General features: G+C 66.5%; 26 protein-coding genes. 12 read left to right on the top strand and 14 right to left on the bottom strand.

The annotated features are described in order from the left end of the window. The first annotated feature begins 37 nt into the window (after positions 1-37). A complete protein-coding gene (locus PV679_RS20410; RefSeq protein ID WP_319681764.1) occupies positions 38-1,393 on the top strand; it encodes a YibE/F family protein in 1,356 nt (451 codons plus the stop codon). A gap of 46 nt (positions 1,394-1,439) precedes the next feature. On the opposite strand, the gene PV679_RS20405 is transcribed toward PV679_RS20410, so the two are convergent. The 4 genes from PV679_RS20405 to PV679_RS20390 all read right to left on the bottom strand — a co-directional run bounded on the left by PV679_RS20405 (position 1,440) and on the right by PV679_RS20390 (position 3,743). Beyond that, positions 1,440-1,874 carry an SsgA family sporulation/cell division regulator gene (locus PV679_RS20405; RefSeq protein WP_319681763.1) on the bottom strand — a complete coding sequence of 145 codons (435 nt, stop codon included), beginning with the start codon at positions 1,872-1,874 and terminating at the stop codon, positions 1,440-1,442. 102 nt (positions 1,875-1,976) lie between these two features. Beyond that, positions 1,977-2,747, bottom strand: coding sequence for an IclR family transcriptional regulator (locus PV679_RS20400; protein ID WP_319681762.1), 771 nt, complete (start codon positions 2,745-2,747; stop codon positions 1,977-1,979). 290 nt (positions 2,748-3,037) lie between these two features. Continuing rightward, on the bottom strand, positions 3,038-3,253 hold the full coding sequence (locus tag PV679_RS20395) for a DUF5326 family protein (RefSeq protein WP_319681761.1): 216 nt from the start codon (positions 3,251-3,253) through the stop codon (positions 3,038-3,040). A gap of 172 nt (positions 3,254-3,425) precedes the next feature. Continuing rightward, positions 3,426-3,743 carry a cupin domain-containing protein gene (locus tag PV679_RS20390; protein WP_319681760.1) on the bottom strand — a complete coding sequence of 106 codons (318 nt, stop codon included), beginning with the start codon at positions 3,741-3,743 and terminating at the stop codon, positions 3,426-3,428. 14 nt (positions 3,744-3,757) lie between these two features. Here PV679_RS20390 and PV679_RS20385 point away from each other — a divergent pair, with 14 nt between their 5' ends. The 4 genes from PV679_RS20385 (at position 3,758) to PV679_RS20370 (ending at position 7,017) form a co-directional block, all read left to right on the top strand. Next, positions 3,758-4,138 carry a phage holin family protein gene (locus tag PV679_RS20385; protein WP_319681759.1) on the top strand — a complete coding sequence of 127 codons (381 nt, stop codon included), beginning with the start codon at positions 3,758-3,760 and terminating at the stop codon, positions 4,136-4,138. Positions 4,139-4,261: 123 nt separating this feature from the next. Beyond that, positions 4,262-5,383, top strand: coding sequence for a cystathionine gamma-lyase (locus tag PV679_RS20380; RefSeq protein ID WP_319681758.1), 1,122 nt, complete (start codon positions 4,262-4,264; stop codon positions 5,381-5,383). 208 nt (positions 5,384-5,591) lie between these two features. Beyond that, positions 5,592-6,485 (top strand): LysR family transcriptional regulator, encoded by an 894-nt coding sequence (locus PV679_RS20375; RefSeq protein WP_319681757.1) that lies wholly within the window; start codon positions 5,592-5,594, stop codon positions 6,483-6,485. A gap of 52 nt (positions 6,486-6,537) precedes the next feature. After that, a complete protein-coding gene (locus tag PV679_RS20370; protein WP_319681756.1) occupies positions 6,538-7,017 on the top strand; it encodes an NUDIX hydrolase in 480 nt (159 codons plus the stop codon). Between the two features lie 104 nt (positions 7,018-7,121). Here PV679_RS20370 and PV679_RS20365 read toward each other — a convergent pair whose 3' ends face one another. Next, positions 7,122-8,927 carry a globin domain-containing protein gene (locus tag PV679_RS20365; protein WP_319681755.1) on the bottom strand — a complete coding sequence of 602 codons (1,806 nt, stop codon included), beginning with the start codon at positions 8,925-8,927 and terminating at the stop codon, positions 7,122-7,124. A 337-nt stretch (positions 8,928-9,264) separates the two neighbouring features. Next, positions 9,265-9,906, bottom strand: a complete 642-nt coding sequence (locus PV679_RS20360; RefSeq protein WP_319681754.1) for an HAD-IB family phosphatase — start codon at positions 9,904-9,906, stop codon at positions 9,265-9,267. Positions 9,907-10,107: 201 nt separating this feature from the next. On the opposite strand from PV679_RS20360, the gene PV679_RS20355 reads away from it, so the two are divergent. The 4 genes from PV679_RS20355 (at position 10,108) to PV679_RS20340 (ending at position 12,131) form a co-directional block, all read left to right on the top strand. Continuing rightward, positions 10,108-10,962: a GNAT family N-acetyltransferase gene (locus PV679_RS20355; RefSeq protein ID WP_319681753.1), complete on the top strand. Its 855-nt coding sequence runs from the start codon at positions 10,108-10,110 to the stop codon at positions 10,960-10,962. Between the two features lie 95 nt (positions 10,963-11,057). Then, positions 11,058-11,516 (top strand): MarR family winged helix-turn-helix transcriptional regulator, encoded by a 459-nt coding sequence (locus tag PV679_RS20350; RefSeq protein ID WP_319681752.1) that lies wholly within the window; start codon positions 11,058-11,060, stop codon positions 11,514-11,516. A 24-nt stretch (positions 11,517-11,540) separates the two neighbouring features. Next, complete coding sequence (locus tag PV679_RS20345; protein WP_319681751.1) at positions 11,541-11,993, top strand: GNAT family N-acetyltransferase; 453 nt, start codon at positions 11,541-11,543, stop codon at positions 11,991-11,993. Between the two features lie 15 nt (positions 11,994-12,008). Continuing rightward, positions 12,009-12,131 (top strand): hypothetical protein, encoded by a 123-nt coding sequence (locus tag PV679_RS20340; protein ID WP_319681750.1) that lies wholly within the window; start codon positions 12,009-12,011, stop codon positions 12,129-12,131. A 52-nt stretch (positions 12,132-12,183) separates the two neighbouring features. On the opposite strand, the gene PV679_RS20335 is transcribed toward PV679_RS20340, so the two are convergent. Both PV679_RS20335 and PV679_RS20330 read right to left on the bottom strand, forming a co-directional pair. Beyond that, the gene (locus PV679_RS20335) at positions 12,184-13,566 is read right to left on the bottom strand and encodes a serine hydrolase domain-containing protein (RefSeq protein ID WP_319681749.1); all 1,383 of its coding nucleotides are present in this window, start codon (positions 13,564-13,566) and stop codon (positions 12,184-12,186) included. A gap of 525 nt (positions 13,567-14,091) precedes the next feature. Further along, positions 14,092-14,688, bottom strand: coding sequence for a hypothetical protein (locus tag PV679_RS20330; RefSeq protein WP_319681748.1), 597 nt, complete (start codon positions 14,686-14,688; stop codon positions 14,092-14,094). 308 nt (positions 14,689-14,996) lie between these two features. On the opposite strand from PV679_RS20330, the gene PV679_RS20325 reads away from it, so the two are divergent. Next, positions 14,997-16,223 carry a hypothetical protein gene (locus PV679_RS20325; RefSeq protein WP_319681747.1) on the top strand — a complete coding sequence of 409 codons (1,227 nt, stop codon included), beginning with the start codon at positions 14,997-14,999 and terminating at the stop codon, positions 16,221-16,223. 325 nt (positions 16,224-16,548) lie between these two features. Beyond that, positions 16,549-16,947 carry a hypothetical protein gene (locus PV679_RS20320; protein WP_018547596.1) on the top strand — a complete coding sequence of 133 codons (399 nt, stop codon included), beginning with the start codon at positions 16,549-16,551 and terminating at the stop codon, positions 16,945-16,947. A gap of 225 nt (positions 16,948-17,172) precedes the next feature. Here the strand turns inward: PV679_RS20320 and PV679_RS20315 are convergent, their stop codons facing one another. Beyond that, complete coding sequence (locus tag PV679_RS20315) at positions 17,173-17,475, bottom strand: hypothetical protein (protein ID WP_055592348.1); 303 nt, start codon at positions 17,473-17,475, stop codon at positions 17,173-17,175. A gap of 58 nt (positions 17,476-17,533) precedes the next feature. After that, positions 17,534-17,869: a hypothetical protein gene (locus PV679_RS20310; protein ID WP_319681746.1), complete on the bottom strand. Its 336-nt coding sequence runs from the start codon at positions 17,867-17,869 to the stop codon at positions 17,534-17,536. A gap of 144 nt (positions 17,870-18,013) precedes the next feature. Here PV679_RS20310 and PV679_RS20305 point away from each other — a divergent pair, with 144 nt between their 5' ends. Beyond that, on the top strand, positions 18,014-18,487 hold the full coding sequence (locus PV679_RS20305) for a hypothetical protein (protein ID WP_319681745.1): 474 nt from the start codon (positions 18,014-18,016) through the stop codon (positions 18,485-18,487). A gap of 22 nt (positions 18,488-18,509) precedes the next feature. Here the strand turns inward: PV679_RS20305 and PV679_RS20300 are convergent, their stop codons facing one another. Genes PV679_RS20300 through PV679_RS20285 form a run of 4 tightly spaced genes read right to left on the bottom strand, consistent with a single transcriptional unit; the run spans position 18,510 to position 25,181 of the window. Then, positions 18,510-21,143, bottom strand: a complete 2,634-nt coding sequence (locus tag PV679_RS20300; protein WP_319681744.1) for a TniQ family protein — start codon at positions 21,141-21,143, stop codon at positions 18,510-18,512. Then, a complete protein-coding gene (locus PV679_RS20295; RefSeq protein WP_319681743.1) occupies positions 21,140-22,258 on the bottom strand; it encodes an ATP-binding protein in 1,119 nt (372 codons plus the stop codon). Before PV679_RS20295 ends, PV679_RS20300 begins: the two co-directional genes overlap by 4 nt. Further along, complete coding sequence (locus PV679_RS20290) at positions 22,255-24,384, bottom strand: helix-turn-helix domain-containing protein (protein ID WP_319681742.1); 2,130 nt, start codon at positions 24,382-24,384, stop codon at positions 22,255-22,257. The genes PV679_RS20295 and PV679_RS20290 overlap by 4 nt, the downstream gene beginning before the upstream one ends. After that, the gene (locus PV679_RS20285) at positions 24,381-25,181 is read right to left on the bottom strand and encodes a TnsA-like heteromeric transposase endonuclease subunit (protein ID WP_319681741.1); all 801 of its coding nucleotides are present in this window, start codon (positions 25,179-25,181) and stop codon (positions 24,381-24,383) included. Before PV679_RS20285 ends, PV679_RS20290 begins: the two co-directional genes overlap by 4 nt. Positions 25,182-25,318: the final 137 nt, after the last annotated feature.

The following is a 25,318-nucleotide window of genomic DNA, read 5'->3' as shown; positions in this document are numbered from 1 at the left end:
GAACAGAGGGCCTCTTCCTTCTTGCGATGATTCAGGAGTGACCTCACCCCAGCAGACTCGCCAGCCACATGGCCACTCACACAGTCATGAGCCTGCAGAACCGGTCTCCCGGCACCTTCGCAAGGTCATCGCGGCGGTCCTGATTCCCTTCGCGGCTGCGGTAGTCGTCGGCCTCGCCGTGCTCTGGCCAGGTGGCGCGCCCTCGCATGAGCGCAGCGGTGTCGGCTTCGACCGGCAGACCCAGCAGGGCCGGGTGGTGCAGATCGAGCAGGTCGACTGCAAGGACGTCAACGCCTCTCAGATCCCCGCGTCGACACCTCCGGGCAGCGCGGCGCGGCCAACGGAGACAGGCGACTGCGCGAAGGCCACGATCGAGGTCACGACCGGTAAGGAGAAAGGGCGGACTTTTATCGAGATCGTCCAGCCGGACGCGCCTCGGCAGTTTCACGTGAAACAAGGCGTGATGGTGGCGTACGCACCCGACGCGCCCCATGAACTCCAGTACTCCGTGACCGATGTGAACCGTGCGTTTCCCATGGCTCTGCTGGCCGGGATCTTCGCTCTCGCGGTGGTCGTGGTGGGCCGGATGCGCGGAGTGATGGCGCTCGTCGCGCTCGCCGTCTCGTTCGCCGTACTGACGCTGTTCATCCTGCCCGCGATACTGCAGGGCTCGAATCCGCTGGTCGTGGCCGTGGTGGGGGCGAGCGCGATCATGTTGATCGCGCTCTATATGTGCCATGGCCTCACGGCCCGTACCTCAGTCGCCGTCCTCGGCACATTGATCTCGCTGCTGCTGATCGGGCTGCTGGGATCGCTCTTCATCGGCTGGGCGAGTCTGACCGGCAACACCGACGACAGCACCGGTCTGATCCACGGTCTCTATCCAGGGATCGATATGAGCGGTCTGCTGCTGGCCGGCGTCATCATCGGTTCGCTCGGCGTACTGGACGATGTGACGGTGACGCAGACTTCAGCGGTCTGGGAGCTGCATCAGGCGGACCCGTCCATGGGGCCGCGCGCGCTCTACCGGGCGGCGATCCGGATCGGCCGGGACCATATCGCCTCGGTGGTCAATACGCTCGTTCTCGCCTACGCGGGCGCGGCGCTGCCTCTTCTGCTGCTGTTCTCGATCGCGCAGTCGGGCGTGAGTACCGTCGCCAACAGTGAGCTGGTGGCGGAGGAGATCGTGCGAACCCTGGTGGGTTCGATCGGCCTGGTCGCGTCGGTCCCGGTGACAACGGCTCTGGCGGCGCTGGTGGTCTCCGCCGACCGGTCGGGGCCATCCGGGAGCACGGAGCCGAAGCCCGCCGGCCCCGCGACGGCCCCCTCACTGCCCGGACAGAGTGCACGTGTGTCCGGAGCCGGTGGCAGGGGCCGACGCCACAAGAAATAGAGCGTCCGCACCAGGCGCTTGGGGCCGTACCGCCCGGCGATCTCGCTCAGCCGGCGTTCTCCTCGGCGAGGATGCGGCCGAGCGCTTCCTCCAGACTGCCTTCGAAGTCACCGAGCGTGCGCTCCTGGCCGAGCGGAACCAGTCGGTCGGTCCGGTCGAGGAAGGCCACGAGCGGCGCCGCGCTCACACGGAAGAGCGCGCGGTCGTCACCGACCTGGAGCCGGATATGAACATCGGAGAGGTCCTCGGGCATGGTCGGCGCGATACGCACATCGCCGTCCCCGCTGGGTGTGTTGATGCCGTCGAGCAGCAGTTCGCGGCCGAAGGTCCAGGTGACAGGAGCGTCGCCGGGCAGATGGAAGGTCATGCGCACCGCGTAGGGATCCCCCATCTCATAATGGAGTTCCACCGGAATCCGGAACGAGAGCTCCTCGGAGACGAGGAAGCTCATCAGGACCTCGGCCTGGACCGACTCGCGCATCGTGCACTCCGGAGTAGATGAAGCTGTGGCTGGGAATGATCCCCCTGGACCCTCTTGACGCAATAGTCCTGTACGCGCTAGCGGATCACAAGGAGTAATTTTTCAGATACTGATAGAGAAGGCGAACGCGCTCAGCATGCAACCGATCTCCCTGCGTAACCATTCTGCCGCAGGAAGCAGTCTCTGCTGCTGATCGAGTGGTAGAGAAATGGCCACAGTGGCGGCCGTGGTTCCGGCGGTGACCGGTACGGCCGCGCAGAGCGTGCCCAGCGCGTACTCCTGTCGTGCCACGACCGGCTCCATGCGTCTCAGGGACCCGAGGCGCTTCAGCAGGGCGTTTCGGTCCGGCACGGTGTGGGACGTGAGCGGACGGACAGGGTGGCGGTCCAGATGATCGCGCCGGGATTCGTCGTCGAGTTGACTCAGCAGACACTGCCCGATCGCATGAGCGTGCGCCGTCTCACGGAAGTCGGCCCATTCGTTGACCGCGGGAGCCGAGGGACTGTCGGCCACGGCGACCAGATCGATCTCACCCTCGTGGTAGAGCGCGAAGTAGACCGGGGCGCCGATGGTGTCGCGCCAGTGGCCGATCGAATCAGCGATCTTGCTGCGACGATTCTGCAGGCCTCTCCCGTGGCCCAGGTTCTCCGCAGCGTCACCGAGGACGAAAACACCCCTCTCGCGACGGAGATAGCCCTCGTGCGCCAGCGTGCGCAACAGGTGATAGGCAGTGGGCAGCGGAAGACCGGCCTCGCGGGCGAGCTGCTTCGCGGGGGCTCCGTCCGGATGGGAGCCCGCGGACTCCAGTAGTCGCAGCGCTCGCTGCACCGATCCGATCAGGGTAGGGGCTGCGGTTCTTGTAGCTGTGGCCAAAGGTCATCCCCAGGCGTGCTGACGGGCACGGGCCCGCCCGCGGGGGCCGCCCCCGCGCGCCCACCGCACCCCTGGGGACCAAGGGACCGAAGGAGCCCTGAGGCGGACCCGAGGAACCCTGAGACCCCGCCCGGAAAATCGCACAAACCAATGGTCAGAGCGAATTCGAAGGTGACTTTCCGGAGCGCGGCGGAGAGCAGTCACTCTAGGGCCAGGCCGGGTCCGGAGTTGGTTTGCCGTTCACCTTTCCCTCGCGCGGGCTAACGGCCGCACTGACTGTCAGCCTCCTGTCAGTCGCCATGGGACGACGAGGACGACATGAACTTCCTTACGACGTAGATGAGTCCACCGACCAGAGCCACAAAGATCAGCAACTTGAAGAGGATGCCGATCACGAACGCGACCACGCTGACGATCAGTCCGCCGAACACGACGATGGCGATCACAGGCACCGCGATCCACTTCACCCACCACGGCATCCCCGTGAAAATGTCCCGAACCGCCATCGTCCCTACCTCGCTTCACCCGATACCTCAGATATCTGCCTGACTCACCTGATGCTAGAGGCGAGGAAGCGTCCGCGGCGGACTCGCGTCCCCCGGTCTTCCCTGATCCCACCCTGAGACGGACCTGAGGGTCGGAGAGGCCGGAGCGGATCGAGCGGGACCGGGATCACGGTCAGCCCTCGGGCGGAGAGAACACGACCATCACCCGCAGATCCTCCGTGATGTGGTGGAACTTGTGCGCGACTCCGGCCGGTACATAGACGACGCTGCCCCGGCCGACGTGTGTCGTCTCCATCCCGACGGTGATCGATGCCCGGCCACTCACGACGAGGTACACCTCGTCCTGCCGGTGCGGCTGCTGCGGGTCGGTCTCACCGGCGTCCAGCGCGTACAGCCCCACAGACATGTTGCGTTCCCGCACAAACTGCAGATACGCCCCGTCGTTGGCGGCACGCTCCGCCTCCAGCTCATCCAGTCGGAATGCCTTCATGCCACGATCAGACCATGAAGAATTTCGTAGTCAAGACGATCGCCAACGCCGCCGCACTGGCGGTCGCGATCTGGCTGATCCAGGACATCGACCTCGCCGGTGACAGCACCGGCAAGAAGGCTTTGACGCTGGTGCTCGTAGCCCTCCTCTTCGGCCTGGTGAACTTCCTCGTCAAGCCAGTGGTGCGACTACTGACACTGCCGCTGTTCATACTCACCCTGGGGCTGATCACCCTGGTGATCAACGCCCTGATGCTGCTGCTGACCTCGTGGCTCGCGGGCAAGCTGGATCTGAGCTTCCATGTCGAAGGCTTCTGGACCGCGGTGCTCGGTGCTCTGATCATCTCGATCGTGTCGTGGGCGCTGCATGTCGTACTCCCCGACGACAAGGACTGACGGCGCCATGAGTCCCACTTGTCGCACCTGCCTGGACCGCGCCGGCACCATCCGCCGCCGGCCGGTGGAGGTGGCGAGCCTCGCGCTGCTCGCCACCGTGAGAAACACGATCATGGAGGCGTCATGACCATCGGGGACGGCACACGGGCGGTACGGGCGGGGCTTCCTGACCCGGTGAAGTACGAACCGACGCTGCCAGGACCGGTTTTCGCCGCCCACTTCCATCTGCCGGGCGAGCCGACGGGACCGTACACCTACGGCCGGGACGAGAACCCGACCTGGACCCATCTGGAACGGGCCATCGGCGAGCTGGAGGCGCCGGGGCAGCCGGTGGAGACCATCGCCTTCGCCTCCGGGATGGCCGCGATCTCCGCGGTGCTCTTCTCCCAGCTACGGGCCGGCGACGCGGTCGTCCTGCCGGACGACGGATATCAGGCCCTGCCACTGCTGCGGGAGCGTCTTGAGGCGTACGGCGTGACGGTGCGGACCGCGCCGACCGGCGGTGATGCCCAGCTACGGGTCCTCGACGGCGCCCGGCTGCTCTGGATCGAGACGCCGTCCAATCCCGGGCTCGACGTCTGCGACATACGGCGTGCGGTGAGCGAGGCTCATGCCGCCGGCGCGCTTGTCGCTGTCGACAACACCCTCGCCACGCCGCTCGGCCAGCGGCCGCTGGAGCTGGGCGCGGATTTCTCGGTGGCCAGCGACACCAAGGGCATGACGGGCCACGGCGATATCCTGCTCGGCCATGTGACCTGCGTGGATCCGGAGCTGGCGGCGGGTGTTCGGCGCTGGCGCAAGGTCGTCGGGGCCATTCCCGGGCCGATGGAGGCCTGGCTCGCACACCGCTCGCTGGCCACTCTCCAGCTACGCGCCGACCGGCAGTGCGCGAGCGCGCTGGAGCTGGCCCGGGCGCTGGAGGGGCGCGACGAGGTGAGCGGGCTGCGCTATCCCGGGCTGCCCGGTGATCCTTCGTACGCCGTCGCCGCGCGGCAGATGCGGCGCTTCGGCTCCGTGGTGTCGTTCGCGCTGCCCGACCGGGAGTGGGCCGAGCGTTTTCTCGACGGACTGCTGCTGGTGGACGACGCGACGAGCTTCGGCGGCGTACGGTCCACCGCGGAGCGGCGCGGGCGGTGGGGCGGCGACGCCGTACCGGAGGGCTTCATCCGGTTCTCCGTCGGAGCCGAGGACACCGAGGACCTGATCGCGGATGTGCTGCGTGCCCTGGACGAAGCGGCGTCCTGAGCTCTGGGGCGTTATCGGACGGACGGTCCGAGCCTCCCCCCTCGTGGCTCGGACCGTCCCAGGTTCCACGCGCGGAGAACCACTCGCCCAAGGCTAGTTGACTCTGCGTCAGTGTCCAATCACAGTAGCGACAGCAACCTATCGACTTATTTATAGTTGACCGTTCGAAGATGCCACGGGGACGAGGTTCGGGACAGGAGCACGGGACATGGACCTGGCTCTGCTGCGCACCTTTGTCACCGTGCACCGAGCCGGCTCCTTCACCCGCGCGGCGGCCCTGCTGGGCCTCTCGCAGCCCGCCGTGACCGGTCAGATCCGGACACTGGAACGGCAACTCGGCCGACCGCTCTTTCTGCGCCAGGCCCGGGGCGTGACGCCCACCACGATCGGCGACGAACTCGCGCACCGGGCGGCTCCTCATCTCGACGCGCTGATCGAAATCGCCGAGACCGGCCTCGACGAGGAATCCGGTGTACGCACGCTGCACCTGGCAGGACCTCCGGAGTTCACCTCCCTGCGGGCCCTTCCCGCGCTCACCCCGCTGACCAGCCAGGGACTGGCGTTGCGCACCTCCTTCTTCGGCAACGCCGAGGAAACCCTGGAAGGGCTGGCCGCCGGACATCATGATCTGGCCATCACCACGGCCCGGCCACGCGGCGGACTGCTGACCGCGACTCCGCTCTGCGACGAGGAGCACGTACTGATCGCCGCGCCGCGCTGGGCGGCACGACTGGGACACAACGTGCTGCGCGAGGGACACGTGGTGCTGGAGCAACTACCGGTGGTGGAGGTGCATGAGTCACTGCCGTTTGTCTCCCGCTACTGGGCGACCGTCTTCGACTCCCGGCCGGCCGCCGCGGGGACCGTGATCGCCCCGGATCTGCGGGCCGTCCTGGAGTGCACGGCGGCGGGAGCGGGCCTGGCCGTGCTGCCGCGTTATCTCTGCGAGGGAGCGCTGGAGCGCGGAGAAGTGGTCGCCCTGCTCGATCCGCCGGTGCCCCCGCTGCGGACGTATTTCCTGGTCGTACGCACCGGGACGCTCACTCTGCCGCCGGTCTCACGGGCGCACGAGTGGCTGCTGCGCGCTGCGGTGGACTGGTGACAGCGGAGCCGACGAGAGTTTCAGAACGGGCGTCACGGGCCAACCTCTTCCCATGACCGAACGGCCCGTGGTCAAGCGCACCTCACGCGCCATCCTGCTCGACGGCGACGACCTGATCCTGATCAAACGCACCAAGCCCGGGGTGGATCCCTACTGGATCACCCCTGGCGGCGGGGTGGAGGCGGAAGACGCCTCAGTCGTCGACGCGCTCCACCGAGAAGTGGACGAGGAGCTCGGAGCCAAGATCATCGACGTGGTGCCCTGCTTCGTCGATACCGTCGAGCACATCGCCGAGGGCGGCGTGACCGGCGTGAAGGTACAGCACTTCTTCGTCTGCCGGCTGGAGTCGATGGACCCCTCCCTGCGGCACGGCCCCGAGATCGAGGAGCCGTGCGGAGAGTACGAGATCGTCCGGGTGCCGTTCAGCCGGGTCGGCATCGCGGCCGTTCATCTCGTACCGCTGTCACTGCGCCACTATCTGGACGGCAATATCGAAGGTGTGCGCGCGATGCACGCCCCCGACCTCGGATGATCCCGGACCAGCAGCCCGGGGCCGGCCGTACACGCATGCCTCCGCCGACGCGGCGCGTGTACCTGCCGGGCGTCGCGGGCCAGGCGGGATGTGTCGGACAGGGCTCAGGCCCTGACCAGTTCTTCGAGGGAGTCGTGGCGGATCCGCTCCGACGGGATTCCGGCGCCCCTGAGCGCGTCGAGCCCGCTGCGGATCATGCCTGGCGGGCCGGACAGATAGGCGTCGTACTCATGCCACGGGCCGTAGTCGCGCACCGCTTCCGGTAGCTGTCCCGTGAGGCCCAGGCTGGGGCCCTCGGCGACCACCGCGCGCACCGCGAGCCAGGGATGCACGCTCTCCAGCCGCAGCATCGTGTCGATGTCGTAGAGGTCCTGATCGCTGCGCGCTCCGTAGAAGACCTCGACCTGGCGCCGGTGCCCGTGCTCGGCGACGTCCTCGATCAGCGCTTTGATAGGGGCGATACCGGTGCCTCCGCCCAGGCAGAGCAGGCCGTTGTCCGTGCTGTGGTCGACGGTCATCGAGCCGGCCGGAGGACCGAGGCGCAGGACATCGCCGGGGCGGGCGTGATGGACCAGGGCGTTGGACACCCATCCCGCGGGGACCGCCTTGACATGGAAGGCGAGCAGACCGTCCGGACGGGGCGCCGACGCGAACGAGTAGTGCCGCCACACGCGCGGCCACCAGGGAGTCTCCAGGCTGGTGTACTGCCCGGCGCGAAAGGGATACGGCTGGTCGGGGCGGACCGTGACCACGGCGATGTCGGAGGTCCGGAGTTCGTGCGAGACCACCTCCGCCTGCCACCAGGCAGGAGCCTGCGCCTCGTTCTCGGCCGCCGCGTCGATCATGATCTGCGAGATGGTGGTGTATGTCCTGACCCAGGCCTCCTCGGTCGCGTCGTCCCAGGTGGTGGAGGCATAGCGGGTCAGCGCGCCGATGAGGGCCTCGCCGACAGCGGGGTAGTGCGTGGCCTGAGTGCCGTACTTCCGGTGTCCTCGGCCCAGTTGCCGAAGATAGTCGGTGAGGACGGCCGGTGAGTCCATGTGTTCGGCGGCGGTGAGCAGCGCTTTGAGGAGCCGGTCGCGCTGGGCGTCCATGGCGACGGGGAACAGATTGCGCAGATCCGGGTGGCGGACGAAGAGCAGCGCGTAGAAGTAGGAGGTGACCTGGTCCGCGACGGGAGCGATCTCGGCCAGAGTGCGGCGGATGAGGATCGCGTCGGGTGACGCCTGGCGGTCGGCGGCGGAGGCTCCCTGGTCGGCGGCCGGTTTCGGGGCCGGGGCCTCCGGTGGCAGCGCGGCCGACACGGGCGCTTCCGGTGGCGGCGACGCGACGTTGCGCGGCCCGTCCTCGGGCCCGGCGGCTTCGCCTGGTCCGGCAGCGGGCGACACGGCCCGGGTTGGCGCCGCGGGCGGTTGTACGGAGTCGGGCCGCGCGGGCTCGGGACGCGCGCCGGCAGATCGTACGGCGGCTTCGGCAGCCGCTTCGGAGGCGGGCCCGCCGCTGCTCCGGGCCGTCGCGCCGGGGCCTTCGTGCACCGATGGATGAGCGGCCGGGCCGTCGCCGCCACGGAGTCCCTTGTTGCGGGGACGGAAGGCGTCGGGGACATCGTCCGGTGGCGCCGGCCGGCGGGAGACGGGATCCGCCGGGGACTCATGCCCTACGGGATCCTCACGCCGCGGCGGTACGGGACGGGTCGCCCCGGAACCTACCGGGCGTATGGAAGCGAGTGAGCGGCTCGGGACGGATATTCGGTCCCGGCCCGCCGCCTCACCACGGCCTGTCGGCCCAGGTGTTGACCCGGAGCCCGGCCGGCCTTCGCCGCCCGGTGCCTTACGGGGTGCGAACCAGCCGCTCCCTCCGCTGTCTCCTGAAGTGCCCTTGTCGGCCGACGTGGTGGTCGGAGCGTCCATGGTGTGCCTCGCCTCGAACATCTTTCGGTCGGTCCCCGCACTTCCGCTGGCCCGGAATACGCTAGCAATTCCCCGCTCTGACTAGGACTGTTGGCCGCCAACATTAACCTCCGCCGTACTCCCAAGTCGGACAGGATGTGGAGGAGTGTGACATTGTCCGCAGATCCCGTCGTCGCAGCATGGCAGGCCACCTCATCACGCGGGACAAAGAGCGTGAAGTCCGGGCATCCGCACCGCTTTAGCGTTAGGCTGCATTGCCTCTGTGCCCATTCCCCGGCTTCCCGCACGTTTCTCGCGACACCTCCGGGTCAGCGTATTACTGCTGACGGCTTCCCAGTTACTGCCGTGGGCGCACCAGTTCGTAGGCCTCGCGCAGATCGCCTCCCGTGTACGAGTGCGAGGCGAGCCCCAACAGGTGGTGATCCGCATTCACCGCCACCGCTCTGGGGACCGCCGTGAAGATCTCCGCATCCGACATGGAATCACCATACGCAACACAGTCGTCCAGCCTCACCCCGAACTCTGCACACAGCCGGTCCGCGATCTTCACTTTCGCAGCCGCGTTGAGAATGCCCGCTCGGTCGACCGGCTCGGTGAAAGGCAGAACCGGCCACCGGGAGCCGTGCGCGGCATGCGCTCCCCAGTCGAGCAGTCGTGTGACAAAGAAGTCGGGCGAGAGGGAGATAACGGCGCAGTAATCCCCTTGTTTCCGGATGTCGGCCCAGACCTCGCGGATGCCGTCCAGCCAGGGTGCGCCGTCAAAGGCGGCCGACAACTGAACCGGGGTGAGTTCGGCCCACAGTTCCCGGGCCCGCACCGCGAACTCGTCCGGCGCCAGTCCCCGTGTCAGGAACTCGCTCTCCAGCTCGGCGATTTCGGTACTGAGCCCAAGCTGCCGGGAGATCTCCACGGCAGCGGCCGAACCACGGATGAGCGTTCCATCGAGGTCGAAGAGATGCAGTCTGCGCGCGCTCGCCATGTACGCCGAGGTTAGTACGTGCGGTCAGCCTCGACAGCGGACACCCTTCATCCTTCCGAAAGGCGCCGTTGTTTCACGTGAAACCGCGCAAACACCTATCCACCGGTCAAGCCCTCTCATCCAGTGCTTCCACCCTCAAATCTCAGCCACTTCCCGTAAAGGGCTGGACGAACGATCACTGAGTCCGACAGCCTGATCTTCATGTCGACACCGCTATCCGAACTGCCGATCAGGCTGCTGACCAGGGGTGATCTGGCGCCCTGCGCAGACCTCGCCGAGGATCGAGGCTGGGCGCGCGAAGATCACAAGTGGCGCTTGCTGCTGACGGCGGGCACCGGATATGGCATCGACGATCCGGAGGGCAAGGGCCTGGCCGCCGCATGCGTCGTCACATCGTTCGGTCCGGACCTCGCCGCCGTTGGCATGATGCTCGTCGCCGGGAGGTATGCCCGGCAGGGGCTTGGACGACGGCTGATGGTCCATGTACTGCGTGAGGCCGGGGACACTCCGCTCGCGCTCTATGCCACGCAATACGGCCGGCCGCTCTACCAGCAACTCGGCTTCACCGACTCCGGCGGAGCGGAGCGGATCGGCGGGCGTTTCCGTATCCCTGGGCGCGAGCCGTTGCCGACGACCCGACCGGCGGCCCCTGGGGACCTGCCGGTCCTCGCACGTCTGGACGCCGAAGTCCTCGGGGTGGACCGCACTCCCATGATCGCGCGGCTTCCCGCCTTCGCGGACCGGCTCAGAGTCGCCGAGGACGGCTCCACGATCACCGGATACGCAGCGGCCTGGCCCACTCCGGAGACGGATGTCATCGGCCCGGTGGTCGCCCCGGACGTGGAGACGGCAAAGGCGCTGGTCTGCTCGCTGGCCATGGATTCGGACCGGCCGGTACGGATGGACGTCGACGTACGCCACCAGGAGTTGCTGGACTGGCTGAAGGAAAACGGCCTGGAGTCGGCCATCCGCACCACCGTGATGACGTACGGCATCCCGGAACTGCCGGGTGACTGGACGAGACGGTTCGCGCCGCTGAGCCTGGCAACGGGCTGACTTACGGAGCCAGAAGCAATAATTGCATACGCCGTATATTGCACCGTTCCTCTACTCTTGAAGCAGAGCCGCTCCGGCCGATGGAGGACAGACGCATGACAGCGACGGACCCGGCGCTCACCGCTCTTGCCCAGGGCTGGGTGGCGCTCTCCCTTCTGCACGGGAGAATCGAGGCGCATATCGAGCGTGCGCTCCAGTCGGGGCACGATCTGAGTGTCCGCGAATACTCGCTGCTCGACGTCCTGAGCCGCCAGCACGACGGACCGGGCGGCCATCTGCAGATGAAGCAGGTCGCCGACGCCGTTGTCCTCAGCCAGAGCGCCACCACCCGGCTGGTCTCGCGCCTCGAAGACCGGGGTCTGCTCACCCGGTATCTGTGCGACACGGACCGCCGTGGCATCTACACCGACGTCACCCAGGACGGTCTGGCTCTGCTCGCCGAAGCCCGTCCCACCAATGACAAGGCGCTGCGCGAAGCTCTTGACGAAGCAGCGAGGAATCCCGAACTCGCACCCTTGGTCCGGGCCGTCGAGGAGCTACGGGTCCCCGCGTAGGCTGTCCGGCATAGTCTGCGGATCATGAGCGATCTGGAGATACGGCCCGCCGCACCCGATGACCTGCCTGCCCTTGTGGCGATGCTGGCGGACGATCCGCTGGGCGCGCAGCGCGAGTCCCCCGACGACCTCACTCCGTACAACGCCGCCTATGAGCGGCTGGCCCGCGACCCGAACCAGCACGTGATGGTGGCCGTACGTGACGACCGGGTGGTCGGGACGCTACAGCTCACGGTCGTCCCGGGACTGTCCCGGCGCGGCGCCACCCGCTCGGTCATCGAGGCGGTACGTATCCACGCCGATGAGCGCGGCAGCGGGCTCGGCACCCTGCTCGTCGAGTGGGCGGTCGGCGAATCCCGCCGCCAGGGCTGCCAGTTGGTCCAACTGACCTCGGACGCCAGCCGCACCGACGCCCATCGCTTCTATGAGCGGCTCGGCTTCACCGCCTCTCATGTGGGATTCAAACTCCAGCTCTGAACCGAGGAGCGCTCGGTGCACGGGATCAGCGAGGACCGCGCCGCCAGCGTCGTCGGGACAGAGGCGGCCCGGCTGCCGGCCTGGGTGAGCGAGGCGCGGATCACGCCACGCTTCCGTACGCCACGAAGCGGGAGCTGATGGCCTGAAGGGCTGGTGCCTCGACTGTTTCACGTGAAACATCTGGCTCGTTTCACAGAGCCAAGCCTCGCCAGCCCTCCTTGTCCACACCGCCGGGCACATCCGCGCGGGGATCGTACGGCTCACGCGTGAAGACAAACGAGGCGAGGTCGAGATGGCTCACCGAGCCGTCCACCCGAGGCACCACGCGCAAGGTCTCCCCCGCGTAGTAGCCGTCGAGCCCGATCCAGCTACCGTCGGGCTGGGCCACAAAGCGGGATCCACGGTCAATGCCGCGCAGCGGTTGCAGTTCCAGGCCACGGTCCGCCGTCAGCTTCAGCCCGAAAGAGCGAGTGCCCCAGTACCACGGCCCGGTGAGATCCAGCAGCGTCCGATCGACCTCGGGCAGCGGCCGCCATGGCGCGGGAATCCGCGGCTCGGCGTCCGCCACGATGGCGACAAGATCGGCGGCGATCGAACCGGCGAGCGGCCCAGAGGTGGCATTGGCCAGCACCACGGCGGCCACTCCGTCAGCCACACTCACCCACAGACCTGCGACAAAGCCCGGCAGTGAGCCCGTGTGCCCGGTCAGCGTCCGGCCGCCCTGGCGGACAATCTGTGTCCCGAGCCCGTAGCCACCGTCCCGGCCATCCGGCTCGGACGGCACGGACGGCGTCCGCAACTCCCTTACGGAGTCGGCGCTCAGGACCTTCTCGTCGCCGTCGGCGAGGAAGACGGCGAAGCGGCAGAGATCGGCAGCGGTGGACCAGAGCTGACCGGCCGGTGCCATCAGACCGAGATCCTCGCTCGGCTCGGGCAGCATCACATCGGCCCAGGGATGCACGGCCCAGCCTCCGGCATACGGAGCGACCGGCCGGCAGGTCGTACGGTCCAAGGACAGCGGCTCAAGAACCTCGCGCCGCAGCACCTCCTCCCAGGACGCTCCACGGACCGCCTCGACCAGAGAACCGAGCAGTGTGTAACCCGGGTTGGAGTAGTGGTGAAGCCGGCCTGCGGGGTGCAGTACGGGCTGCTGACCGAGGACATCGGCAAGTTCGGGACGTAGCGTGCCGGGAGTCCGTTCCCACCAGGGCGCCGGAGTCTCCGCGCCCAGTCCCGCGCTGTGACCGAGAAGCTGAGCGATGGTGACCTCGCCGACGCCCGTGCCCGGAAGATGCTTCTCCAGCGGGTCATTGAGGTCGATCAGTCCCTCGTCGCGCAGTCGCAGCACCAGTACGGCGGTAAAGGTCTTGGTGATCGAGCCGATGCGGTACTGGGTGCCGTCGTCCGGAGCGTGCGCGTCCACAGAACTGCGGGAGCCCGTCCACACCATCCGTCCCTCCCGCGCCACCGCCGCGACCAGCGAAGGCGCACGCCCTTCGGCCTGTGCGACGGCGATGCGGTGCAGCAGGGCTCGTTGGGTGGCGGGCAACAGTTCTTCAAGCGGTGAGGTCATGAGACACATCTACCGTTACCGGTCCGCCGAGTCGACCACTTTTCGCCCGCCTTTCATCCCCGTTACGCGGGACAGATGGTGAAGCCGCCGCATCCGGCGGCGGTCGTCTCGCGGCCAATCGCCGCGCGGCCCCGCGATGGGCGGATCTGCTTGAGGCACCGGACGCGCTGGAGCTCCACCAGCGGCCCGACCTACTCGATCCCGTCACCGGTTACGCGTCAGACGCCTGTCGCGGCGGAACCGCGTGCCGGCTCCGGACCGACGGCCTATCCGCCAGTGCTTCGCCATGGTCCACGCGGCGCCGCCAAGGATACGAGAACCCGCGTGGCTGTAGGTTCTCGCTTTCGGTGTCAGGCGCCGACGCTGTGAGCTGGACGTTCCTCTCCAGTCTCACGACGTGTCGGCCGCCGGCTGTCTCAGAGCGGTGTCATTTCCTCAGACTGCCCAGCCGGCACCACCGCTTGTCCGCGTCCCGTCTGAGTGCACCACCACGTACGGAGATACGTGCACCGGCAAGCAGTTCGGTCATCGCGCGGGCATGACGGTGGCAGGGAGGCAAACCTCCAGGATGACTGCGGTGCCAGCCACGACTCGGTCCTCGTGCATGGTGATCTGCTGGCCGGGCTGGACGTGCGTCCAGTGGGAGGGAGTGAGGGGCACAAGGCGAACCGTGGCTCGCCCGCCGGGCTCTAGCATGGGCATGTTCTCAACCCAGAGCCCAGCGATGCTGACCGCACGTCCGCCGGTGGGTGAGAGGAGACCGATGTCCCACATGGGCCGCAGAACACCCGCGCCGGAGATTGGCGTCGTGCGTCGCGCCTCGGCGGCAGGGCGGAGCGTCAAATCCGCCCTGATCACGCCGTTGCGGAGCTCGGAGCATCGCCAATGGCACCAAGCCGCACTCCGCTCCAGCTGGAGCTGATCAGCCGCTTCGGCGAGCTTCTCCCAGAAAGCCAAAGGGAGCGAGTGAGCCTCCCCAAACTCCTCCAGCAGACCCAGGGCGATCTCCCACTCGTCGTGAACGAGGTAGTCCCAGACGTCTCCCACCGTGATGTCATTCTCGGTGGCGGTCTCTTCCGGAACCAACAGGAAAGCTGCTTCGAGCAACTCAGGGACGTCCATGCGCTCATTGTCGACCGCATGAACCTGCTGCCCGGTCCGGATGTCAGACCCTGCGCTTAGAGTGCGGCGAGATGGGGCCGGTCCCGAGGCCGCCAGCACCGGAAAACGGCAGCCTCCCTGGCCGGCTCGGGGGTGGTTTCGGCCCAACCAGCGTCCAGGCATCGTTGAGGGCCACGAGTGCAGCCTGTCAGCCCGGCCCCTTTGAGTACCTAATCGGAGTCAGTATCGAGCGACCCGGTGCATCGCACCCGCCCCGGGTACATTCACCGCGATCGGAGAGCATCGTGAAAAACAGCCCGTTGTGGCGAGTGGTTGACAACCAGAGTGGTACCCAGTCCATCGTCAGCACGCCCTCCGAGGCGGTCGCGTTCGTCAACAGCCGGTTCGACACCGATGACGACGACGAGCCGTTCAGCATCACCGAGGTCGGCCCTCTCCTTCCGAAGCCGCTCGGGATCATCACCGCATGGGCCGCCAAGAAGGACGGCGAGCGAACCGACGGGCGTACTGCTCCGATCACCATCAGGCCGGTTGTGACGGACAACGCCAGCGAGTGCGATGACGTCGTGCTCTGGGGCGACGTGTACGTCTCCTGGGACCACGACATGTACACCGTCGAGGAGCCGGACAGCTCCGAGTACAGCGAGGCATACAGCGCAGCCGAGTTGAGCGCGATCCTCGACGAGTACGCCGACGACTACGAGTACGCGCCTGAAAGGCCTGAAGGGCCCGACAGCCACAGGTGGCCGAAACCGGAAGAGTTGATCACCTACGGCGCCCAGGAGTGTGCCAAGCGGTTCGGGCACCTCGACGACGACGCCCTGCTGTGGCTCGCTGCCACCCGCATCACGCTCGCCGTGTGGCGCAACACACCCGTCGAGAACTGGCATGCCGGGAAGAGTCCGCTCCACGACGGCACAATGATGCGGATCAACACGGCAACCACCCGACTCGTGCACTCGATGATGTCGTTCGACCATGTCGACTGGATCGGTCTCGGTCTCGCGATCGTCAACCCGTCCCGGGTTCTACCGACAGGGCAGTCCGTACTCGAGCTCGGGCTGGCCTGCCACAACCCTGACGACCCGGCGCACGAGGTTGATCCGCGAGAAGAACTCGCAGAGATGGCACAGGTCGCGATCTCATGGGGGCGAAGGTACTGCCTTCGCGAGAAGGAGTTCGGCCTGCGAACCCTGATCGAATCCTTCTGTGCTTCCGACAACGGCTGGTTCGGAGCACCGAGTTGGGGGCGCATCGTCGATCGGTTCCTTACGGCTGTCGACGACCGGGAGAATGCGCACTGGCGCATACACCAGGACAAGCCTTGGTTCGACGAGTGGTTCACCAACCGGCCGGCCGACATTGCGGACACCACGGAATTTCGTCGGCTGCTCCTTGCCGGGCCCGACCTGCTGTCCGAGGAGGCCGCCGAATGGTGCGTGGATGGTGCCATCGGCTACGTCTGCCAGGACGACCACGCGAACGACTGCTGGCGGTGCGGTATCCCACCGGCAACGAAGTCCCCCAACGAGTGAACGTGGGCACCAGCATAGAAAGCATCAAATCCACTGACCGCGCTCTTTCCCACCTGCTCGGCGGCCTCCCCTGCTTGGGGAGCCAGTCGCGGCTCCACTGACTGGAGATGTGCGGGTGCTTCTGACGGATCTGTGGCAGCAACGCTGGCCCGGCTGCCCGCCGGTCGGTCACAAGCTCCGTGAGCCCTACAGGAATGTCTGGGTCCGCTTCCACAGTCCGTCGGGTCTTCGTCATCAGCATCACCGGCCTGCCGGTTTCTTGATAACCACGGCTTCCACGACACGGAGGTCGAGCAGGTCGCCGGACCTCCGGGATCATGACGCCATGCAACTCCGATACTTCAATCAGACCGGATGGACCGCCATCTTCAATGGCACTGAGACCGAGATCGGTCGCATGGTGCGTGTGGAGGGATGGGATCCCGCAACCGGGGCAGCCTTGGTGGTCGACCCGCAGCGAGGGGCATTGCGCCAGGTCACGGACTACGTGGACTTCTCCCACTTGGAGCGGGCCGATCAGGTCGTTGCCGCGATACCCGGTGGGGGATGGCGGGCACACTGGACGGATGAAGGGCCGGGTGGATCACCTCTCACGGAGCAGGTGCTGGCCTGGTTGATCACTTCGCAGGGCCGGGCGACTGCCATCACGGTCGATGCTCAGGGGCATGTGGAGGACGCCGACAGCGCCGACGCCTTCATACCGCCGGGTGAGGAGCTTCAGTGACGGCGTCGATGCCGCAACAGGCGGGCCCGGCGTCTGAGGGTCGGGCTTCTGATGCCGGCTGGGAGGCCCCCTATTACCGGGTTCGGGCCGCCGGCTTCCAGGTGCTCTTCCTCGTGGAACCGGACAAGGCGATCGAGGAGGTCTGCAACGTCGATGCCGAGGTTCATCTTGCCGACGGGTCGCGCTGGAGTTCCACGATCTTCACACCAGTGCGGCGCCGAGAGGTCAGCTGGGCCGGGATGCGATCTGCTGACGGGCAGAGCCCCAGACATCCTCGAACTCCTCGAAGGTGAGTTGTTCGGGGTCGTGGCCTTCCCATTCCGAGACGGGCAGCTCGGCAGTGATCCCGAATCTGCTGTCGTAATCACCGAGGCGGCCTGCGTCGCGGGCCCGCTGCCACTCGGCGAGGGAGGCTGCTGCGATCGGGATCAGCTCTGGACCTTCGAGTTCGACCTGCCGGATCACCCAGCCTTCGGCGTCGACCTCGAAGTAGAACCAGGTGTCTTCCTCGTCCCAGTAGCAGCGCATCCATGTGGTCACCAGGCCATGATGCCGGGCCGGATGCGCCGCCCTACTCCGCTCTATCTCATAACTGGGCGATGAATCCTGCGGATCGGTCGAGCTGGAAAGGAGAACCGACCCGGGTTGGATCCCAGCCTTGATCCCGTGCCTCTCGAATGCTGGCAGCAACGTGAGCCGGACGAATGGGCTCCGTCTCGACGCCCACCCAGTTGCTGGGATGGGCCTGCCCGCTGGTGACGATCAAGGTCGTGCCCGGCTGGCTGCCGCTGGCCGCTTCGACCGCGTAGGTCATCGGTGTCCAGCAGAGTCCCTGCATGTAGGAGGGCTTCCTGCGGATCCGCCAGCGGTACTCGATCCCGTCAACGGTTATGCGCCGGGAACCCTTCTTGTTCAGCGCCATCTTCGCCTCCTCCGCTGTCGGACTCTAGCGCTGTGCAATAGGTCCGTCTCAGCTGGAATCTTCCGGGCCGCCGGGCAGCGCGCCGAAACCAGGGTGCCGTGCAGGCTGTGGTCGCCGTAGTGTCCCAGGCGAAAGGCGGTTCCAGTGGAGATCACGGTGCAGTGGATCAGGACGTCCTGGACGAAGTACTCCAGGGGCGGTGAGGCTGCTGCCCGCAGGAATGCAGCGCCAACGGGGTTCCTGGTGTCACCAGCGGCGTCTTCCTTCGCCCAGGTCATCCAGATGTCCGAGCGTGACGGTTTCGAGCCGCACGAGAGCGAGAGGGACTTGCGCCAGGTCGGACTCAGCTTGCGAGACGAGGGCGATCGGCTTCGCGTGCTGGCGCGTGTGGAGCCGTTGTTCGGATTGCCGCCTCGCCCGCGGCGGCCGCCGGCGGTGCGTCTGGTCCCGGGGCAGTGGGTCCGTTGGCAGTTGAACTATCGGTTCAGTAGCGCCGCCGGAATACGGGACTGGTCGTACTGGCTCGACACGTTCAATGTTGCCTATGGGATCGTCGACCCGAACGTATTCCTGTCGGAGCCGACCGTTCTGGTCGATGAGTGCGGTCCTGTTCGATAGCCGTCCGTCGACGATCGGCTGGTCATGGGTTCTGCCTGGAGGCGGGAGGAATGCCGGTCTCGATAGTGTTGCCGCCTGGTCGAGCGCCTTCGCTGTCCGTCAGAGCGTCCATCACGGCTTGTCCAGCCTGGGTGGGGCGGAGGGACTCGCCCCTGCGGGGGCGGACGTAGAGCTGGACGCCCAAATCCCTTTCCAGTGCGGCAAACTGGGTGTAAAGGACCGAGCGGGTGGTGCCGAGGTGGCGTGAGGCCTCGGCGAGGGTGCGATGTTCCATCGCTGCTCGAAACCGCTGGAGGCGGCCCCAACAGCGCCGATCTGTGAGGGCCGGTCTGATGAGCGGCGGTACTGATTCGAGTTCCGTTCGGCTCACGGCCCGGTGTCCGCCGCGTGGACGGAGTTCGATGCCCACGGCCCGAAGGTGTCGTGTGAGGGTCGTTGGGCTCGTGTCCAGCTCGGTTGCGATGCTGGCCAGGGTCCGGGCCTGCCGGATGTACTGCTCTCGGAGCCACTGCTCATCGACGATCAGCTTCCTCGATGGCTCTCGGCTAGCGATGAGGCCGGACTGATTGAGTACCTCGCTGATGAGTCTCTTGGGGAGACGGGTCTCTGAGGCGATCTCTCTGACCGTCTTCCGCGCGTCGAGGTACTCGCTTCGCAGGAACTCGTCGGTGAGCACGGTATGTGCTTGTTGACGCGCTTGAGCTGCGGCAAGCCGGGACCGTCGGGCAATGGGCCTGCTGGGGTCAACCCAAGATCCGCCGCTTTTGGAGGGCCAGGGGCTGCTGGGTGGGTGCTGCTCGAAGCAATGGCGGATGCTCTCGAGAGCGACGCCCATCTCCTTCGCCGCGACGGCGGGCGCTCGGCCCTCATCGCAGATGAGACGGTGTGCTCGTCTCACGTCCACTGGTCCGCCGGGCAGGCAGAGTCCAGCGGCAAGGTCCGCTGGAGGCTCCCAGGCCAGCGGTTCGTCGATGCCCAAACCCCGTAGGTAGTTCTCGCCGTACTCGTCGAGAGTTCCCAGGAGGGCGGCGGTGATCCGGAAGGGAACCACCGCGACGCCTCCCGCCGCCTCGGCGGTCGTGATCCGGAGCAACCCTGGCGCCTGCCGGAGATCATTTCCGGTGATGCGCTGATAGAGGTAGCGGCGCACAGACAGCAACCGCGTTTCCTGTCCCGAGTGGACACCGGTCTGTGTGCAAATCGAAACCCAGTCATCAGCAGGCAAAAGGCCCTCGCCTGTCAGCCCGCGGCGACGTTCGTAGTCGATGGGGACGGGCTGGGTGTCCAGGTAGTCGGCGATCTCGCAGAGCCCGGTGAGGACTCCGTCGTGGCCCTGCTGGGCAAGCTCGGCGAGCGTGTAGTGGACGTCGAGTTGCGCCTGGTGGCCGAGCATGCTGATCAGGGGATCGAAGTGACGTTTGGATGCTCCGGGGAGTAGGAGTGCGACGGCCAGGGCCGCGCGGAAGTTGCCGATGTTCCGGACGCCGGCGGCGGGCAGGAAGCGAGCAGTCCATCCACGCCAGAGTAATTGTGGGACTCGGCCGGCCCGTGCGGCGGTCAGGGTCTCGTTCATCTTGTGGGGTGGGCGCGGGCGAGTGGTGCAGCTTCGGAAGCGGAGCCGGTCCACGTTCGCCATGCGGGTGTCCATGGCCTGCCAGATCAGTTGTTGCAGGGCAGTGGAGTGCCCTCTCCAGCGCCTGTTGATGTCACCCAGCGGCATGAGGTCAAGTCGTTCACCGTCTCGTTCGAGGAGGGTCCGCAGCGTGGCGATGTTTGCCTTGTCGGAGCCCTGTTGAAGGATGTGGACGGCGCGAGTGAGTCCGCCTGCGGTCACTGCCGCCGAGCTGGGCGAGAACTGGCCGTCTCCGGCGTAGTCCTGGCATGCCTGCTCGACATGCGGATCAAGTGTCGGGAAGTCGTCGGGTTCCGCGATGCGCAAGACCCAGGAGGCCAGCGCACGTAGGTCGTTGAAGATCATTCGGAGTGCGGGGAGGGACTGTGCTTGTCCCTGTTCGACTCGGTCCAGCAGGTCGTTGATCCAGCGCTGCGACGCCAGTACTGGGCTGTCTTCGCGAAGGGCGGCAGCGGGGGCCAGGGTGAGGTCCGTCTGGCAGAGCGCCCCTGACGGTTTCAGCGTCGTAGGACACTGATGGGGTGGAAGATCACGGAAGATGCTGACTCGGCCGTGGCGGGTGCGCTGGTTGCAAGAGGGACAGGCGTGCGGCAGCAGGATCCGGTGCCGAGTGCAAGCGAAGCTCCAGGGGAGGCGCCAGCGCAACTGCCAGCGGCCGTCGTGTTCGTGAAGGCACTGGGGGCAGTATCGGGAGCCGTTTCGGCCCCATAGCTGCATGCGGTTCACCGTCCGGCGGTGAGGGTGCAGTACGAGCGCATGGCCGTCGTACTGGCGCAACGTCATCGCATGCAACCGGTCAGCGGGGACTCCGCTGACGGCCGCGGCCTGCTCGGCCTGCTCCGGCTCGAGGTAGCGGGTGAGGTCAGGGAGGTTGCCGTCGCGCCGGCCGGGCAGTCCCAAGGCGATCAGGATCTCGCGGAAGCTGACCATGCTGCGGTGGGCCAGAGTCTCCAGCCACGAGTCCAGGGCTTCTCCTGGCAGCGGCGCGACTCTGATCGGGAGAGTCCGCAGGCCGGACGTCACGCGGCTTTCCGGTTGCTGGATCGGGGCCGGCTGGTGAGTCGTCGCTTGTCCAGGGCTGCTTCGAGCTCCCTGCGAGCATTCTCGGATGCCTCGTCGTTCTTCACTCGGTCGAGCAGGTCACGGTCGAGGCGTTCGGTGCCGCTGCGGACGGCTCTCTGGCAGCCCCGGTTGATCAGTGTCATCAGCGAGCCGATATGCCCGGTGCTGCGGGCAAAGAGGTAGTCGGAAAGATCGTCTGCGAGCATGCCGGGGTACTTGTCGGCCAGGACCGCTCGCTTCTCCAGGGCGAGAAGCATCTTCCTCCATTCTCGGCGGCCCGCCTCGTTCTTGATGGTGAAGGGCTGCATGTCCAGTCGAGTCGTGCGCCGGCCTGTCTGGGCCAGGGCTGTGTCACCAGAAGTAGTTCCTTCGCTGAACAGGCCCTTCTCTGCGAGTCCGACGCCGATCATCAGCAAGGTCACGGGGAACTCGTTGGCGATCCACTTCAGGTGGTTGCTGACCTCGATGCCGCTGGTGTTGCGCCACTTCAGGAAGTGCAGATCGTCGAGGGCGAGGACGCGCACTTCGCAGGACAACACGCAGTCCAGGGCCCGCTGGCCCATCTGGGCGGCTGTTCCGCGGTTGCGTCCGGCATGGCCAAAGAATTCCAGAATGCCACGGTTGAGGTCCTTCATGCCGGTATTGCCGGTCAGTCCAACCCGGCAGACCGGAAGCCGTTCGTGTCCCTGGGCTGTGAACTCGCCGTTCTCGGCGATCTCCCGGTGGTGGAACTCACGGAGGAACGCCAGCACCGAGGTCGTCTTCCCGAGGCCGGGAAAGGCGTCGACAGCCACGGCGCCCTTGGCCTTGTCGCCATCCTGCTGATTGCTGTCGACGATGTCCCACAAATCCTCGTGAAGATCGGCCAGTTGCTGCGTCCTGATCGGCCCGAGGTTGGCATGCCACTCCCGGCGCAGTCGGTCGTAGACGGCTCTCGCCTCAGAGGTCAGAGCTTTCAGCTCTGCCCTCGTCAGCAACCTGGGCTGTTCGCGACGCGGAGCGTTGGCGAACTCCTTGAAGTCCTCCTTCCGCGACAACGCCAGATTCCCCAGGCCCAGCGGGAGCGGGTCAGTCACACGTCCTCCAGTGCGTCGGCGTAGAAGTCGTCCTCTTCGACGAGGACTTCGAAGTCGGCCTCGTCGTCATCACCCGTCTCGGCCGGCTCCATCTCCTCCGGCTCCTCGTGGGACGAGCCCTCTTTGTCCCCCAGGGCTTTGCGGACTGAGGGCAGCGAGACGACTGACTCGTCGGACTCGGGCAGTTCGATGGCCGCTTGCTCTCGCGATAGCCGCAGGGCCATCCGCCGCTCTGCCAGCGTTGTGCCCAGGCCGAGGTTCCAGCGCTCCAATAGGTCGGCGACCGCGAGACGGTCGTCAGGAAAGCGATACTTCGCAGCAGCCAGTTTCCGGGCGAAGGCGAGAGCATCCTCGCTCAGCGGCATACCGGCCGTGGGCGCATGTTCCCAGGTCAGGGTGCGCCAGCGACGGTCCAGGTCCCGGACGTAGATGCGGGTGATGTCGTCGGGGTCGACCTGGAAGGGCCATCCGTTCTCGACCGGACCCTTGTAGGGACTCCGGACATGGCTGAGGCCTTTGAGGCCGGGGCCGCTGTAGCGGCGACGGCCGATCTCGACTCCGTAGTGCTGGATCGTGCGCCATTCGGTCTTCAGGAATTCGTAGGCGAGGTCGGGGTCTCTGGGGGCCTCGATGTAACCCGCCCGGGCCATGCCGTGCTCGAACATTGCGGCGGGGGACATCCGCAGCCCTGGCAGGCCCGGGTCGACCAGACTCGTGTGCGGTCGATGGTGGTAGACCGCCGCGACCCACTCACGGATGATCGCTTCCAGCTCATGCAGGAAGAAGAAGGCGTCGTCCTCGGGGTTCTCCCCCCGGGAATGGACGTCCGGCCCCTTATAGCCGGGCAATGCTTGAAGCAGGCCCTCGCGCAGGGTGCGAAAGAATCTTTCGACTGGCCCTTTGTCACGGCCCGTCCGTAGCCTCGCAGGCTGGATCGAGATGCCCATCCGCCTGCAGACGCTGGTCAGATGCTCGGAGTCGTACTGCTTTCCGTGGTCGATGACCAGGGTTTCTGGAACCAGAATGGGGCCAGCTGCACCAGCCCCTTCGGCGACAGCCGTATCCACGAGGACCGTCCGTGGGATGCCGTGCTCGGGCCAGACCGCGTAGCGCGGCCAGTCCTTCCCAGCCAGCCTGGGCCGGAACGACTGGTAGAGCACCGCGCTGACGTCCACCGCCTTCGTCGACACCGGGGTGAGGCGGATGCCGGTGACGCAGCGGGTGTACCAGTCCATGCCGACGCTGAGCTCGGCCTGCACCCATCGAAGCGTGAATGGGTCGAAGGCGAAAACGTCCAGCCGGGTGGAGTCCATCAGGAGATACTCGCCCGGCCTGGTCGGCCGCAACTTGCCATAAGGCCCATTGGGCCGGCCAGCGATGTCCCGGTTCCGCTTCGCACTCAGCCGGAAGAGCGGGTGCTGGTCCTCCAACTCCTCAAGCAGCCGGAAGGCCGTAGCCCGGCTGGGTTGCGGGACGACATCCGGACCGAACCGTGCGACCACCCGTGCTCGGGTCCGCTCGATCACCAGCGTGCGGGACGGCTTGGACTCCTTGGCGTGCTCGACCATGACCTCCGTGGCTGTCTCCACCCACCGGTCATCCAGTTTCGTGGCCCGCCCACGTGCGGGTCGCCCAGCAGCCGCCAAGCTCGCCTCGCCGCCGCGGCGGAAGTCCCGAACCCAGCGCTCGACAGTACGGACGGTGACGCCGAGTTCAGCGGCCTTGCTCGCGTAGCGCTCGCCGAGCGGGAGGTCAGGCGAGTATTCCGGCCTCGGCTCTCCTTCCGCCGCCAGCTCCGGAGCACCCACCCGGTAACCGGTGAGGACTTCCCGGACGTGGCCTGCCCGCTCTCGTAGTCCGTCTTGCTCGGCTTTCGACAGCTGGCTCAGCACGACACCAGCGACGTCTTCGTCGTCGTCACCGGACGGTCCCGGAGCATCCGGGATCACACGAGCTCGGTCAGACAGCAGCAGTTCCTTCACTGCCAGTCTCAGCAGCTTCCCGCGGCCATTCTTCAGTACCGCCTCGTTGCCGTTCGCGGTGATCGCCAGCTCGACTACCTCAACGGTCTCGCCGTCATAGCGGAACCGTGTACCAACTCCCACGCGGATTCCGGCCCAGCTCACTTCGGAACCTTCAGAACGTGATGACCGCTGAGCGGGGTACTCAAGTCGGTGACCAGTTCGCCACGCCAGAGAAGGTGAAGGACCCCAGCTCGGACCTCCTCCGGTTCCCGTCCGGCAAGTGCGTCATCGAGTTCGCCAAGTGTCCGGCGGTCCAGCCCCATCGCTCGAAGTTCGTCGAGCAGGAGACCATCGAAGAGCCAGTCGCGTCGGTACCCGGCGAGGAACCGAAGGTTCTCGAGTTCCGCCGACGCAGGTTCGCTCCACACGACGTATCGCCATCCGCGTGTCTCCAACAGCCGTCGCGTCCAGTCAAAAGTGAATGCCACCTCTGGCTTGGCCACCCGGTGCCTCGGCTTGACGTCGACCACGACCGGACCGTCCTCGCTGATCAGCAGGTAGTCCGGGATGTGTTTGCGAACCTTGCCTTCCACCTCGGCTTTCAGCAGGAAGGGCTGGGCAAGGATTCGGCGGACAGATGGGTCGAAGTCGTCAAACAGCAGTCGAGCAAGTTCAAGCCGCGACTCGTAAATCACGTGGTCACGCATGGTCGACGACCAGTAGGTGCCCGAGTAGTGCTTCTGGCCGTCGTACCACCGGAATGTCCGCCATGGAGACGCTGTCGCTAACGTCGCGCCGCTGACGCTCTCCCACGGCTCGTCTTCGAACTCCCGGCCCGATGTACGGAAACACACCATTGCCGACTTAACTGGCATAAGCACCCCCACTCCCGCAGCATCAGGCTCGATGCGATCAAGCAGTCGGTGACAGCCTGGGCCGTACGGCGGTACGTTCGCCAAGAGAGCTTGGAACGTCCACACGTTTGAGCGAATTCGGCTTCAAAGCCTGGCCAGTCTCACAGCGATGTCGTATCCGACATCCATCCGACATCGACCGTGAGATTCCGACACGGAACATGAGGCCCTACAAGTGGCGG

This window comes from Streptomyces sp. AK02-01A (genome assembly GCF_033795305.1).
In the GTDB taxonomy this organism is placed as follows: Bacteria; Actinomycetota; Actinomycetes; order Streptomycetales; family Streptomycetaceae; genus Streptomyces.
This window is presented reverse-complemented; position numbering and strand designations above follow the sequence as displayed.